The organism is Streptomyces sp. NPDC058678, from assembly GCF_042714835.1.
Classification (GTDB): Bacteria; Actinomycetota; Actinomycetes; order Streptomycetales; family Streptomycetaceae; genus Streptomyces.
The window spans coordinates 1-12624 of record NZ_JBHXSG010000124.1; the positions used below are offsets into that span (position 1 = coordinate 1).

15 protein-coding genes and 2 pseudogenes are annotated in these 12624 nt (G+C 68.8%); 6 read left to right on the top strand and 11 right to left on the bottom strand.

Going from position 1 to position 12624, the window contains the following annotated elements; genetic code table 11:
* Positions 1 to 44: 44 nt before the first annotated feature.
* The 6 genes from ACFWWR_RS46860 to ACFWWR_RS46885 all read right to left on the bottom strand — a co-directional run bounded on the left by ACFWWR_RS46860 (position 45) and on the right by ACFWWR_RS46885 (position 3754).
* Entirely contained in the window at positions 45 to 479 is a 435-nt protein-coding gene (locus ACFWWR_RS46860) for a hypothetical protein (protein WP_383877692.1), read from the bottom strand.
* 19 nt (positions 480 to 498) lie between these two features.
* Entirely contained in the window at positions 499 to 1887 is a 1389-nt protein-coding gene (locus ACFWWR_RS46865) for a tyrosinase family protein (RefSeq protein WP_383877694.1), read from the bottom strand.
* 134 nt (positions 1888 to 2021) lie between these two features.
* A complete protein-coding gene (locus ACFWWR_RS46870) occupies positions 2022 to 2303 on the bottom strand; it encodes a hypothetical protein (protein ID WP_383877696.1) in 282 nt (93 codons plus the stop codon).
* A gap of 93 nt (positions 2304 to 2396) precedes the next feature.
* Positions 2397 to 2558, bottom strand: coding sequence for a hypothetical protein (locus tag ACFWWR_RS46875; protein ID WP_383877698.1), 162 nt, complete (start codon positions 2556 to 2558; stop codon positions 2397 to 2399).
* The gene (locus tag ACFWWR_RS46880; RefSeq protein ID WP_383877700.1) at positions 2555 to 2743 is read right to left on the bottom strand and encodes a hypothetical protein; all 189 of its coding nucleotides are present in this window, start codon (positions 2741 to 2743) and stop codon (positions 2555 to 2557) included. Before ACFWWR_RS46880 ends, ACFWWR_RS46875 begins: the two co-directional genes overlap by 4 nt.
* Before the next feature lie 462 nt (positions 2744 to 3205).
* Positions 3206 to 3754, bottom strand: a complete 549-nt coding sequence (locus ACFWWR_RS46885) for a hypothetical protein (protein WP_383877701.1) — start codon at positions 3752 to 3754, stop codon at positions 3206 to 3208.
* Positions 3755 to 3787: 33 nt separating this feature from the next.
* Here ACFWWR_RS46885 and ACFWWR_RS46890 point away from each other — a divergent pair, with 33 nt between their 5' ends.
* Together ACFWWR_RS46890 and ACFWWR_RS46895 are read left to right on the top strand one after the other, a co-directional pair.
* The gene (locus ACFWWR_RS46890; protein ID WP_383877703.1) at positions 3788 to 4096 is read left to right on the top strand and encodes a hypothetical protein; all 309 of its coding nucleotides are present in this window, start codon (positions 3788 to 3790) and stop codon (positions 4094 to 4096) included.
* 218 nt (positions 4097 to 4314) lie between these two features.
* Positions 4315 to 4518 carry a hypothetical protein gene (locus ACFWWR_RS46895; protein WP_383877705.1) on the top strand — a complete coding sequence of 68 codons (204 nt, stop codon included), beginning with the start codon at positions 4315 to 4317 and terminating at the stop codon, positions 4516 to 4518.
* Positions 4519 to 4887: 369 nt separating this feature from the next.
* Here ACFWWR_RS46895 and ACFWWR_RS46900 read toward each other — a convergent pair whose 3' ends face one another.
* Together ACFWWR_RS46900 and ACFWWR_RS46905 are read right to left on the bottom strand one after the other, a co-directional pair.
* Positions 4888 to 5976: a sensor histidine kinase gene (locus ACFWWR_RS46900; protein ID WP_383877707.1), complete on the bottom strand. Its 1089-nt coding sequence runs from the start codon at positions 5974 to 5976 to the stop codon at positions 4888 to 4890.
* Positions 5969 to 6664 carry a response regulator transcription factor gene (locus ACFWWR_RS46905; protein WP_383877709.1) on the bottom strand — a complete coding sequence of 232 codons (696 nt, stop codon included), beginning with the start codon at positions 6662 to 6664 and terminating at the stop codon, positions 5969 to 5971. Before ACFWWR_RS46905 ends, ACFWWR_RS46900 begins: the two co-directional genes overlap by 8 nt.
* A 128-nt stretch (positions 6665 to 6792) precedes the next feature.
* Here ACFWWR_RS46905 and ACFWWR_RS46910 point away from each other — a divergent pair, with 128 nt between their 5' ends.
* Positions 6793 to 7455, top strand: coding sequence for a M15 family metallopeptidase (locus ACFWWR_RS46910; protein ID WP_383877710.1), 663 nt, complete (start codon positions 6793 to 6795; stop codon positions 7453 to 7455).
* A 23-nt stretch (positions 7456 to 7478) separates the two neighbouring features.
* A complete protein-coding gene (locus tag ACFWWR_RS46915; RefSeq protein WP_383877712.1) occupies positions 7479 to 8561 on the top strand; it encodes an endonuclease/exonuclease/phosphatase family protein in 1083 nt (360 codons plus the stop codon).
* A gap of 311 nt (positions 8562 to 8872) precedes the next feature.
* On the opposite strand, the gene ACFWWR_RS46920 is transcribed toward ACFWWR_RS46915, so the two are convergent.
* Positions 8873 to 9307 carry a discoidin domain-containing protein gene (locus ACFWWR_RS46920; protein WP_383877714.1) on the bottom strand — a complete coding sequence of 145 codons (435 nt, stop codon included), beginning with the start codon at positions 9305 to 9307 and terminating at the stop codon, positions 8873 to 8875.
* Positions 9308 to 10021: 714 nt separating this feature from the next.
* Between ACFWWR_RS46920 and ACFWWR_RS46925 the strand changes: the two genes are divergently transcribed.
* Positions 10022 to 10699, top strand: coding sequence for a hypothetical protein (locus ACFWWR_RS46925; RefSeq protein ID WP_383877716.1), 678 nt, complete (start codon positions 10022 to 10024; stop codon positions 10697 to 10699).
* Positions 10668 to 10796: pseudogene (locus tag ACFWWR_RS46930) on the top strand (MerR family DNA-binding transcriptional regulator); the annotation flags it as partial. The gene ACFWWR_RS46925 and the pseudogene ACFWWR_RS46930, both read left to right, overlap by 32 nt.
* A gap of 261 nt (positions 10797 to 11057) precedes the next feature.
* Here ACFWWR_RS46930 and ACFWWR_RS46935 read toward each other — a convergent pair.
* A pseudogene (locus ACFWWR_RS46935) lies at positions 11058 to 12021 on the bottom strand (phosphotransferase family protein).
* A 201-nt stretch (positions 12022 to 12222) separates the two neighbouring features.
* The coding region (locus tag ACFWWR_RS46940; protein ID WP_384310511.1) for a transposase at positions 12223 to 12624 on the bottom strand (402 nt) is incomplete at its 5' end.

The following is a 12624-nucleotide window of genomic DNA, read 5'->3' on the forward strand; positions in this document are numbered from 1 at the left end:
GGCGGCGGACCCTTTCGTCCGCCCCCGGCGCCGCGTGTGCGGGATCAACCGCCCGACTTGACCGCGAGGAAGCTGGCTGTCTGGCCGGCCGGTGCCAGGTCGGGACCGCTGCCGTGGTCCGCCGCGCGCAACACGGTCCCGGCCAGGGACTGCCGCTGGTTCACCCCGGTCGGCCAGCTCGGGAGGATGATGCCGTCGTACTCGTAGTGGAAGTCCGAGATGGGCGTGTCTGGTTGTCCCTTGCCGGTCAAGGTGAAGTGCACGAGGGACCCGTTCGTGGCCTTCCCGGTGAGGTCCATCGCGAGGAAATCGTCGGGTGCGTCGGAGAAGACCAGGTCTCCGCTGATCGCCCCGCCGGGCTCCACCGACAGCCTCAGCTCCAGCTGGGCGAACCGCAGCCGGTTGAAGTCGTCCACCGGCTCGGGCCGGTCGAAGAAGCTTCGGTAGGTGTAGGTTCCGGCCAGGTCTGCTGTGTCCATTCCGGCCTCCGTGCCTCGGTCAGGTGGTGCTCAGGGAGATGCTGCCGATGCGGGGACGCGAGTCGGGCGGTGGCGTGGGCACGGCCGCGAGGGTGCGTGCCTCCTCCCCGGCGTCGGGCGGCGGCGGGCCGAGCGGAGCCGGTGTCACCACGACGGGCGGAATGCCCTCGCCGTCCCACACACCCAGCTGGCGAAGCTCGGTGAGGTGCTCGGTGATGTCGAACTTGAAGCTCAGCCCCGCACCACCGTGATGGTGGGTGTTGGCGCCGACCGCGCCGAAGAAGTGCAGGTGGCCGATGAAGTAGGGGCCTTCCGGGTCGAGGTCCTCCTCATGGTCGGGGCGAGCGCCGACGAAGACGCGGTAGTTCGTCTGGGGCGGCGCGTCGGCGCGTACGTCGTCCATGGTGAGGATGGCGCGGTTCGGCGTCTGCGGTGAAGCGGCCTCCAGCAGGGCCTCGGCGGGGGCGCTGGGTTCGGAGGCCAGCGGGACGGCGACGGTGTCCGGGCCCAGGTCGGTCGGACCCGTGGTGGCCGCCACCTGTTCGGCCGCGGGATCGACGCCGGCTGCCAGCATGGCGACCAGACGCTCGGGGGGCTTCAGCCCTACTCCGTCCGACAGCGACTCGTAGACGTATCCGAGCACCTCCTCGGACTGCAGCTCCTCGGAGGTGAACCCCACCTTGTTGCCCTGCGCGTTGCGGAAGGTGTGGGTGAATTCGAGCCAGTCCGACGTCGTCGGGTTCTTGTGCCCGGAGTTGCTCGCGATCCAGGCGGCCCAGAGACGGTCGATGTTGGCGTGGTGCAGCCAGAAGATGGGGTCCCGGGGCGAGAAGAACTGTGACATCACCCCCCCGACGTAGCCGTGGATGAGGTTGTGCGGCTGCATTTCCAGCAGACCGGACTGCCCGTTGCTGTGGACCAGACGGCTGCCGGTGTGCTCGCTGCCGAACTGCTTCACGCCGGTGAAGCGCGGTGCCTGCATGGCCGTGTGCGGGTTGACCTCGGTCCACCCGATGGAAGCTCCGAGGGCGGCACCCGGGCTGCGATCGGGCTCCGCCAGGAACAGCGGGTTGTCGCCCGTGCCGTCGGGCCAGTCCGGGCTGCGGAACGCGCTCGGCAGGCGACGGCATTCCAGGGATTCCGGGCTGTCCGGGTTGCCGTTCGTCACCCGGGTGTAGTTCCAGTACGGCAGCGACCAGTCGTCGGGTCCGTCCAGCTCGTTCTGGATGACGTCGCGCACGATCTCCTCGAAGCAGAGGATGTAGGCGCGGTGCCAGGGCAGGAAGAACCAGCCACCGTGCGGACAGTTGTTCCATTCCGGGTTGGGTCCGGGATCTTCCCGGTCCTCGCCGTGGATGTTGGCCTGCCAGAGCCAACTGGTCGGATCCGACTCCGGCTTGTTCTGCATCCTCTGTACTGCCCGGGCATACCAGAGGAGCTGGCTGTCCCAGGGATCCGTCATCTTCGTCGTGTCACGACGCACGCGAGCCGCTTGGGCCATGGTTCTGCCCTTCCGGTGAGGTGGGTGGCTGCCGCCGCGCGTCACTCGGCCTTGACCGAGGCGCGGGTGGGAGGTCCGCGGCAGCGGATGAGGGGCGTGCCGCGCATACCCCGATTGGGGTAACCACCTCCAGCATCGCATCGGGGCACGGACACGCAACTCAACGGCCTCGGCCGTCGCGGTCGGCGCAGGACCAGCACGGCCGCCGTGGAGACGGCGGCGGCCGAGCCGAGCGCGAGCAGCACGGACGCTGCCGCCAGCTCCTCGCCCAGGTCCCGGCGCCGGGCCAGGACCAGGGCGGTGCCCGCGTTCCGCAACAGCACGCCCCGCGACGACGGCGAGCGGCAGCACGCCCCGCGACGACGGCGAGCAGCAGCACGTGCGTCCACTCCCGGCACGGGTGCCATCAAGGTGATTTAGCCACCCACGAGCGGGCTCACGCAGACGGTGACCAGCCACGGCGTCAGGGGCCTTCGGCCGCGCGCGTCGGGGACCGCCGTCAAGGCGAGTCCCTCGCTGGCGGAGTGCACGTTCAGCGCCGCCACCACGGGAACCGAGGCCAGCAGAGCCACCGTCATGCCCTCGACCAGCCGGTGCAGCACGAGGGGGACGGCCGTTCCGGCGCCCAGAAGCCGCCCCGGCTCACCCGTCTGTGCAGGGTGTGTCCCGCCGAAGCGAGGGCGATGGCCGCGGCCGCGACGACGACCGGCACGATCCAGCCCGCGAGGCTCTGCTCCTCCGCCTCGTGCATGGCGTGCGGCACGAAGGAGAAACCGCGGGAGGCGGTCTCCCCGCCGTGGTGGTCCTGCCGCGGTGACCCTCCTCGCGCGGGACCGCGGCGGACCCGCGCTCTGCATCCAGTACCTGAGGGCCGCCGCCCCCGACGACTGCTGCTGCCGCGGCTGCTGGTCGGCGACGCGCTGCCGGAGGAGGGCAAGGACCTGGCCCGCAGGCGTACGACCTCCATGACCACGCGTGTGCCAGTTGCCCGCAACTCCGGTTCGGTACCCTCCAGATGCCCGGCTTGAGGAGATCCACGACGACTTCCTCGACCGCCCGAAGGAAGCGAAGACCAGGGGTGCCTCGGCGAGGTCGCCGCCATCGAGACGAGCGTGGCCGCTGTGATCGAGACGAGCGTGGCCGCAGCCGAGAAGGCCCCGTCCGCTGCCATGGAACTACGTCCACCCGGGCCCCGATGGCCCGATCGGACGGCGGGATGTGGTGATCAGCGCAACCGGGCTCCCGCCTCCGCGCCGGCCTGGCGGACCTGGTCAGCGCTCAGCCGCCGAAGCTCCGCGATGAGGACGGCCATATCGGGACCGGCCCCATGCCGCCGCGGAACACGGTCGCCCAGCTCAGTGTTGGTCTCGGCGACAGGGCCAGCCATCGCAACGAGGTCTCCTACGGGGATGCCCAGGACGACAGCGAAGTCGGCCAGCAGATCACGCGTCAGCTCGACCCTGCCGCGCCCGACTCCACCGATTGTGGACGGGCTCACGTACAGGCCCGACAGTTCGTACATGACCCGGACCGAACCCGTCCAGTACAAGTTCCGGTTGGCGAGCATCTGCAGAAGTACCGCGCCGAAGCTCGGCTGGTACTGCTCATACGGCCGTAGGGACCGACTTGGAACAGCGCGGTCTTCCTGCGGCAGCGACCGCACGAAGCGGATCAACTCGCGCCTGCGCTCTGGCGGTAACGACACGGCTTTTCGCACGAGTTGGGGCACCAGGGGCACCGCTTTGGCGTCCAGCGGTGCGAGGTCCTCCGGCACCGGTGCTCCGGCAAGGACGAAAAGGTCGGCGGCATGGAATCCGAGCACGGACGCAAGCCTCCGCAGCAGTGCCGGTTCCGCAGGTGTGCCCCTCAGTACGGCCCGGACTTCGGAATCGTCGACCTCGGCCCGCCGGGCGAGCAGGCCGAAGTCGAGCTTCCTGTGATCCGCCAGTCGCTGCAGAAGGACGCCGAAACCTGGATGTCTCGTCATCACGGCAGCGTACGCACCTGGGGCCCGCTCATCAGAGGTCGTTTCCCGACCTGGCCGGGGTTCTCGGAGTCCGGCACCACCAGGTTGCTGTCGGCCGCAGGTGCCAAAGTGACCTTGCACAGTTCGTAGTGCCGCCGGAAGTGGCGCCACTCCCGCTCGGTGGGCTCGCGGTTTTCCTCCTGCGGCCGGTCGGCCCGGCGCCGGTCCAGGAAGCCGCGGGTAGCTCCGCACCAGGTTGTCCTGGAAGACGGTTGATGGTGGAGTCGGGTACGGGGAAGTGCCCGAATGCGCTGATCGCGGCTGTGAACTGGGGTGCGTCCCGACGATGATCGCGGCAGGATGCGCTCATGGTCCAGCCGTTGGAGGTTCCGCGCTTGGTCGCGGGTGACAGGTTCCTGCTCCGTCCTTGGGAGCTCGGCGATCTGCCTCTCGTGCGGGAGGCATCGAGCGATGACTACATCCCGTTGATCACGACCGTTCCCGCGACGTACTCGCAGGAGGCGGGCGAGGCCTTTGAGGGCCTGCTCCGCAGCCTGGCAGCAGGTGGGTGAGGAGCGCCGGGACATGTTCATGTATTCGCTGCTGGGCGCTGACTTGTCCTGACCGACCGCTGGCGGACTCGGCTGCGTAGGCGCCCCAGTCTCCGGCATCGGCTCGCTGCCCGACCACCGGCGGCGAGCAGGGCGGGGAGACGAGTCGGCCGTTGAGGGCGACGGTGATGTCGATGCCGAGGTGCGGGGAGGACCGCGGCGGGCAGTTCGCCTTTCCGCCGCGCGCGCAATGAGGAACGCGTGGTCGTGGGCGCGGGCACGTCGCGGCTCACGAAGTGCAGCGTCGACCCGGGTCTTTTCAGCGCCAGCGGGCCCTAATCGGTCAGTGACCGCCTGCTCACGGTGGGGGCGGAGCCATTCCCTGATGCATTACCCGTCGGCGTGCGGGGCTGTCGCGGGTAGTTCCACAGTGATGCGGATCCCGCCGGCGGAACGCGGGGTGAGAGTGAGTGTTCCGTCGTGTGCGTGGGTGATGGTTTCGACGATTGCCAGGCCGAGACCGACGCCGGCGTGGTCGGTGTGTATGCGCGCGGTGCCGCGTTGGAACGGTTCCGTGAGGGTCGAGACACGCTGCGGGGTGAGCTGCTCGCCGGTGTTTTCGACAGTGAGCACCACAGTCTTGGGGCGGACGCTGGTATTCACCCACACGGTGCCCTGTACAGGCAGGTTGTGGACGATCGCGTTGTGCACGAGGTTCGTGGTCAGCTGCAGCAGGAGCGCGGGCGATCCGCTCGTGGGGGTGATGTCGCCGGTGGTCTCGATGGTGACGCCGTGCTTTTCGGCGAGCGGCAGGAGTGTCTCGGTGGCCTCTTCCGCCGCGAGGGACAGGTCGACGCGTTCCCTGGTGAAGGACCGCTGCTCGGCGCGGCTGACCAGGAGCAGTGCCTCGGTGAGGTCGATCGCTCGGGTGTTGACGGCGTGCAGGCGGTCGATGAGTTCGCCGAGGTCACGGTGCGGATCGGTGCGGGCCACGTCGAGAAGTGCCTTCGAGATCGCCAGCGGGGTGCGCAGTTCGTGAGAGGCGTTGGCGGCGAATCTCCGCTGTTCGGCTACGTGCACGTCGAGCTGTGCGAGCATCGCGTCGAAGGCGTCGGCGAGTTCGCGGAACTCGTCCTTGCGGCCTGGTAGCCGGATCCGGTGGGAGAGGGACCCCGTTGCGGCCATGCGTGTGGCGTCCGTGATGCGGGTCAGGGGGGCGAGCATGCGGCCGGCGAGAAGCCAGCCTCCCAGGAGACCGAACACCAGCAGGAACGCCATGACTACAGCTGCCCCCCACGCGAAGTTGAGTGCGAGCTCGGAGCGGACCTGCAATCCGCCGATGCCGGCCTTCACTTCGGGCAGGTCCCTCAGCAGGAAAACCCATACCGCCGCGACCATCAGGACACCGGCGAGCATGAGGAATCCGGCGTAACTGAGGGTGAGCTTGAGGCGAACACTCAACCCGGGCGCCCTATCCACGGTCGCCCCCCTCGTCTGTGGCCGCCGGCTGCGTGCCGATGCGGTAGCCGACGCCCGGCACGGTGGCGATGATCCAGGGTTCGCCGAGACGCTTGCGCAGGGCCGAGACGGTGATGCGCACGGCGTTGGTGAACGGGTCGGCGTTCTCGTCCCACGCGCGTTCCAGGAGTTCTTCGGCGCTGACGACACCGCCTTCCGCAGTGACGAGGACGTCGAGCACCGCGAACTGCTTCCTGGTCAGCGCGACGTAACGGCCGTCCCGGTAGACCTCGCGGCGGAACGGGTCAAGGCGCAGCCCTGCGATCTCCCGCACGGGAGGCCTGATGTGGGCGCGCCTGCGGTCAAGTGCTCTGAGCCTGAGTGCGAGTTCCTGGAGTTCGAAGGGTTTCGTGAGGTAGTCATCCGCGCCGATTTCGAACCCGGAGGCCTTGTCGTCGAGCCGGTCGGCCGCGGTGAGCATGAGGATCGGCATGCCTGTGCCGGAGGCGATGATGCGTCGGGCGATCTCGTCACCGGACGGCCCGGGGATGTCGCGGTCGAGGACGGCGATGTCGTAGGTGTTGATGCTCAACCGTTCCAGAGCGGTGTCGCCGTCACCGGCGATATCGGCCGCGATCGCTTCCAGGCGTAGACCGTCGCGGATGGCCTCTGCCAGAAGGGGTTCGTCCTCGACGATCAGCACACGCATGCTCCGAGGCTACGAGCCGGCGCATATCGTCGGCATATCGAAAACCGGATACGTGCCGGCAACACCGCGCTGCCTTGACTGACGGTATGACTCGAACCCCACCATCAGCACGCGCAACGAGCCGCCGGATGCGCCGTTTCCTTGTCGTCGGCCTGTTCGTCGTCACAGCAGTGATCACCGCAGCCCTCGGCCACCAGGTGCTGAAGTCCTCGTCCACCTCGGCCGCCTCGCCCTCCTCGGGCGCACCACCCTCGACGTCCTCCCCGGCCGAACCGCCCTTGAAGCCGTCCTCGGACGCAGCACCCCATGCGTCTCGCGGTGGGCACCGGGGCACTCCCGACGAGGCGGACGGTGTAGTCCCCGACGGCGTGACGGTCTTCGACGACGCGATCCCGGCCGTGGCCAACCTCGATCCGGATCTGCTCAAGGCCCTCCGCCAGGCGGCAACGGCTGCCGCGGACGGCCGAGTCGAGTTCTACCTCAACAGCGGCTGGCGTTCCCCGGAGTACCAGGATCAGCTCTTTCGCGAGGCGGTCTTGAAGTACGGGTCCGAAGACGAGGCCGCCCGATGGGTGGCCACCGCGGAGACGTCTCCGCACGTGTCCGGGGACGCGGCCGACCTCGGGCGCTCCAGCGCGACGGCGTGGCTGTCCGAGCACGGTGCCGAGTACGGGCTGTGCCAGATCTATCGGAACGAACCTTGGCACGACGAACTGCGCACCGATGCGATCGATCGTGGCTGCCCGCGTATGTATGCCGACTCCACCCCGGACCCGAGGATGCAGCAGTGACCGGCAGTGAACGAGGACAGAGCATGGTGCAGGTCGACACGGCGGACCAGACCGGACAGGAAGGCGCCGGCCTCCAGGACACCGGCTCCGGTGCCTGGCGCGCGGGCATCCGCCGGGTGATCCGCATCGGCTTCCGGCCGGGGCCCTGGAAGCGCGGCCTGGTCCTCGCGGCGCTGGCGCTGCTGCTGGGCCTGCTCATGCAGCTGCACGCGAAGATCCCGAACCGGATCGGCAACCTCGGCAGCCTGGTGGAGACTGTCCTGCCGTGGTTCGGCCTGTTCATCCCGGTGCTGCTGGCCGGGGCGCTGTGGCGCCGCTCCGCCTCCGCGGTGGCCGCGCTGCTGCTGCCGGTCTCGGTGTGGCTGAACCTCTTCGGCGGGCTGCTCGGTGACAAGTCCCACCCGGGCGGCGACCTCACCGTGGTCAGCCACAACGTCGGCGCCGACAACCCCGACCCGGCCGGCACCGCCCGCGCCCTGACCGCCTCCGGCGCGGACGTGCTGGCCATGGAGGAGATCACCCCGCAGGCGAAGCCGCTGTACGGGAAGGAACTGGCGAAGGCGTACCCGTACCACACGGTGCAGGGCACGGTCGGGCTGTGGAGCAAGCTGCCGCTGTCGGACACGCAGCCGGTCGACATCAAGACGGACTACGGACCGCTGGCGGACACCAAACCGGCCGACATCAAGATGACCTACAACCGGGCGCTGCGCACCACGGTGGCCACGGACCAGGGTCCGCTGGCGGTGTACGTGGCCCACCTGGGTTCCGCACGGGTGAATCCCGGAGCGGGCTTTTGGACAGAGACGCGGGACAGAAACGCGCAGGCGCTCGGCAAGGCCATCGCCGCCGAGCAGAATGAGCGGGTGGTGCTGCTCGGCGACCTGAACGGCACCACGGACGACCGCGCGTTCGCCGGCATCACCTCGCAGCTGCGCTCGGTCCAGGAAGCGGCCGGGGACGGCTTCGGCTTCAGCTGGCCGGCCAAGTTCCCGGTGGTGCGGATCGACCAGATCCTGGTCAGAGGTATGAAGCCGGAGAGTTCGTGGTCGCTGCCGGCCACGGGCAGTGACCATCTGCCGGTGGCGGCCGGAATCAGCTGGTGAACACCGCCGAAGGCCGGCGCTCCACCTGCTGCAGAGGGCACTCGTCTTCGTCAACACGCTGGTGATCCAGGACCTACCTGCCGAGCACGGCTGGGCGGACGTCCCATCGACGAGCACAAGCGCCCTCACCCGCTGTTCCGGATGCACCCCCAGGCCTACGGCGAAGGCCGCCTCGACATGGGCAGCCGGCTCAAGCTCACCGAACCGGAACCGGAGCCCGCCGAAGGCCCAGCCTCAAGTGAGGTTGGCACTGCGTACGGGCCAAGCACTGGGCCCGTACGCAGGCGCCTGCACTCGTCTGGCTTCGTACTTCAGCCCGCCCGTGTAGTCAGGATCACGGCGGCGCCGGAAGGCAGGCGGTAGGTGTAGGTGGTGCCGCCCCACGGCACGTCGAAGGTGGTGTTGCCGGGGCTGGAGTTGTACGCGACCGACAGCTGGGTGCCGTCGGGCAGTGTCGCGTTCTTGCGCTGGACGTCCGCGGTCGCGCTCGCGTTCGAGGTGGCCCTGCCGTCGGGGGCGAGGACGGACAGGTCGTGGATGGACCACCAGCTGCCGGAGCTGGACTTGTTGACTACCCGGATGTAGCGGGCCGTGGTGAGGGGCAGCAGTATCCGGCTCACGGTACTGCCGGGGCCGGTGGCGATCGGCTTGCCCCAGGTCGTGCCGTCGTCGGAGGTGTACACGTCGTACTGGCGGACGAAGCTTCCTTGGTCAAGGACACCAGAAGTCCCCCCAACGTGGGCCATGCAGAGCGTCCCACCGCAAGCCCCAGGCCGGGGCCACTTCAAGCCGTCACAACCCCTGAACACCCCCAACGCGCTCCCGAGTGAGGCCACTTCAGACCGAGTGGGGCTGACTCAAACCGTCACGGCCAGCCGCTCGGGATACGGGCCGTACTCGTCTATCGGCAGGAACGGCTCGATCAACTTCCACTGCTCGTCGGTGAGTTGCCTGCGCGTCACGATCGTCTTCCTACCGGATCCGCCTTCCAGCCGGATGCGGATCGGCAAGATTGATCACGACGTCACACAGGACCAAAGAGTTGTCCCGCAACACTGGGCTCGTCCGTAGCGCCTGTCGTGCTGCCGACTGGGGCGAGGCCATGGCCGTACTGCTGCGGCAGTGCCACGACAACACGATGATCGTCGGCCGGCAGCGCGTCGTCGTGACGCTCCCGCGCCGCGAGAACTTCATCAACGAGATCGGCGCCCGCCGGGAGACCCACCCACTGCCCGAGCTGGAGATGGCGGACGGCCCGTGGCGGGCCAGGCTCAGGGGCATCGGGCAGCCGGAGGACAGCCCGCCCGAGGACGGTGCCGCGGCCCAGACGTTCGCTCCGTTCGCGGTGCCGGGCCCGGAGAAGACGAGCACTGTCCGCAAGTCCTCGCGCTGGGCTTGCGCGGCAGGGGCTGACTGGCGTACGGGCGGGCGTTGTCAGTGGCGTCTGGTGCAATCGGTCCATGACTGCACCAGACGCCGCCCGCCGGCTGCCCGACATCCCGACCCTGCGCGCCCTGTGCCGTGCCCTCGCGGCGGCGGAGGCAATGGTCAACCCCAGTGGTGCGTACGCGTATCACGTGTACGCAGCGAATTGGGGCGAGTCCGAGGAGGCGCTGTCCGTGGACACCGGGTCGGGGGACGACTGCACGGTCGTCTTCGCCCCGGCCGGTGTCTACATACGGGCATTCAGCCACGAGTCGCCGATGAGCCCGTACGGGAACGACGAGGGGCAGGCATGGCCCGGCGTCCTCGACTCGGTGCCCGAGGTCTTCCGCGCGTACGTCGACGAGCCAGCGTTCACCGACGACGGCCTGCCGCGCGTCACGGCCTGCATCTGGCGCGAGACTGGCGACACCCACTGGCACACCGGTGACATCGCGTTCCCCGACGAGGAGGAGGACGACGTGGACGGCGCGGAGTGGCTCCTCGACCTCCTCGTCGAGGGCACCCCGGAGGCGTTCCGGGAGTGGGCGGAGGACTACTACGAGCGGCCGGTCGACCTGGAGTCGGTCGCTGGCGGGCTGACACCTCCGTGCGGCGGATCACGTGACACCCGGCCGCCCGAAGTCTTAAGTCTCCCGCAGGAGGAGACAGGGAAAGGGTGCCATGGACGGCGACACGCTCTACTCGAACCGTGAACTGGCCCGACACGCCGGGCTGACGGTCAAGACGATCCGATTCCACGCCGATCGCGGCATCGTACCGCCAGCAGACCGTACCTCAGCCGGTTGCCGTTCGGCTTGTCCGGGGGGAGGGGGCAGCGGCTGACCGGCTCCGGGTAGTGCTCCCAGCGACCGTACGGGTCATCGACGCCCATCTGCCACGGCTCTCCGCGCTGGAGGGCGGGCAGCGTGATGGCCCGGATGTGGAAGGTGATGCCGCGCACGTGTGGGCGAGCGCCTGGCGGGTTGTCGGGCAAGTGCTCAGTTCGGGGGCGTCCCGGTGAGAGAGTGCGAATCGGCTCCGCTGCCAGACACGACCCCGGGCTGCTTTGGCTCAGCTCGCCGCGTCAATCAAGGCGGTGAGATAGGCGTCTAGCCGTTCCTCCACGACACGCGTCGTCAGCTCTGCCCTCCCTGCCTCCCGCCATGGCTGCGCCACTTGCTGCACTTCTTCTGAGCACGCCAGCGCGTCCCGCACTTGCCAGTAGAGCCGCTCGCTCGCGGCCGCGGCCAGCACCCCGCCGGCCTCCTCGTACGCCTCGGCGAACCGCCAGACCCCACGCCGGGCCGTGCAGCAGCGCGAGATTGGTCGAGCAGTGCGCCACATCGAGATCCGCCGGCCCCCAGGAGGCTGCTGCCCAGTCGACGACACCAGTGATCCGGGCACCGGCCGACTGCGAGGGCCGCTCGTCGAACAGCACGTTGCCGGGCTGGAAGTCCCGGTGCAGGAATCTCCCTTCATAGGGCGGCGCGGGCTTGCGGATCACGTTGATCGCCGCGGGCCGTACCGCCGCGTCGGCACCCTTCGGAACCACGACGGTGTCAGCGGTCGTCAACGCCACATACTCCCGGAGCGGCTCAACAGGACGTACCGCGTGGGTCGTCACGAGTTGACGGGCCAGCAGGGAAACGCGCGTCTCCAATCCCTCATTGTCGAGGACCGTCCGGCCCGTCAGATGGGTCATCAGGAGCGATGGATACTCGCAGTGCGCTGCGGTCGGATCAACAGCGACAAGTCCAGGAGCTGGCACACCGGTCCCCGTGAGCAGGATGAGGGCGTCGGTCTCCCGGCTCAGCCAGTCCGCGGCGTGCCCCAGGTAACGCGAGTCGACGAAGCTCCGCAGGATCAGGTCACGGGTGCCTCCGTTCCGCGTGCCGACGGTCAGCCTCCGCATTTCGGCGGTGATGCCGCCGTACAGCGCGCCGGTTCGGACGATCCGTTCGCCGACCTTCAGGTGTTGGCTCACCCAAGCCAGGGTCCGCAGTCGGACAGCCGCCTCCTCATCATGGTTGGTCACCGTGCCACCTCACCATTCGGACGGCGGCTTGCGCGAAAGCCATCGTGGAGGTGATTGATTTCGGGGAGCCGTCACGATCGATTACTGCGTCCACGAGCTCGAACAACTCGTCGCGCCGGGCGGTCAGACACTCGTAGGGTGCTGTGTGCGGACGGGGCGGTGAAGTCCCCGGAACTCGCCCCGGATTCCTAATGGTGTTTGTCAAGCCGCCAAAGCGTCTGGCGGCGCCGGCTGGTAGCACCGCCCGTCGCGCAGGAGGGCCCAGATGACGTTGACACGGCGGCGAGCGAGGGCGAGGACCGCTTGAGTGTGACGCTTACCCTCGGCACGCTTGCGATCGTAAAAACGCCGTGAATCCTCGCAGTAGCGGATGCTGAACAGCGCGGAGGTGTAGAAGACGCGCTGGAGGCGGCGGTTGTATCGCTGCGGACGCCGCAGATTCCCGCTGATCTTGCCCGAGTCGCGGGGAACGGGCGCGACACCACCGAAGCCGGCAAGGCGGTCAGGGGTGCCGAAGACAACCATGTCACCGCCGGTGGCAGCCAGGAACTCTGCACCGAGGATGACGCCCAGCCCGGGCATGCTGGTAATCACCTCGAAGGA

Bases quoted from the DNA above. Each gene is read 5' to 3' on its own strand.
- ACFWWR_RS46860 (WP_383877692.1), bottom strand. From the start codon at position 479: ATGGACACAGCAGACCTGGCCGGAACCTACACCTACCGAAGCTTCTTC.
- ACFWWR_RS46865 (WP_383877694.1), bottom strand. From the start codon at position 1,887: ATGCAGAACAAGCCGGAGTCGGATCCGACCAGTTGGCTCTGGCAGGCC.
- ACFWWR_RS46875 (WP_383877698.1), bottom strand. From the start codon at position 2,558: ATGACGGTGGCTCTGCTGGCCTCGGTTCCCGTGGTGGCGGCGCTGAAC.
- ACFWWR_RS46890 (WP_383877703.1), top strand. From the start codon at position 3,788: ATGGAATCCGAGCACGGACGCAAGCCTCCGCAGCAGTGCCGGTTCCGC.
- ACFWWR_RS46895 (WP_383877705.1), top strand. From the start codon at position 4,315: ATGGTCCAGCCGTTGGAGGTTCCGCGCTTGGTCGCGGGTGACAGGTTC.
- ACFWWR_RS46905 (WP_383877709.1), bottom strand. From the start codon at position 6,664: ATGCGTGTGCTGATCGTCGAGGACGAACCCCTTCTGGCAGAGGCCATC.
- ACFWWR_RS46910 (WP_383877710.1), top strand. From the start codon at position 6,793: ATGCGCCGTTTCCTTGTCGTCGGCCTGTTCGTCGTCACAGCAGTGATC.
- ACFWWR_RS46915 (WP_383877712.1), top strand. From the start codon at position 7,479: ATGGTGCAGGTCGACACGGCGGACCAGACCGGACAGGAAGGCGCCGGC.
- ACFWWR_RS46920 (WP_383877714.1), bottom strand. From the start codon at position 9,307: ATGGCCCACGTTGGGGGGACTTCTGGTGTCCTTGACCAAGGAAGCTTC.
- ACFWWR_RS46925 (WP_383877716.1), top strand. From the start codon at position 10,022: ATGACTGCACCAGACGCCGCCCGCCGGCTGCCCGACATCCCGACCCTG.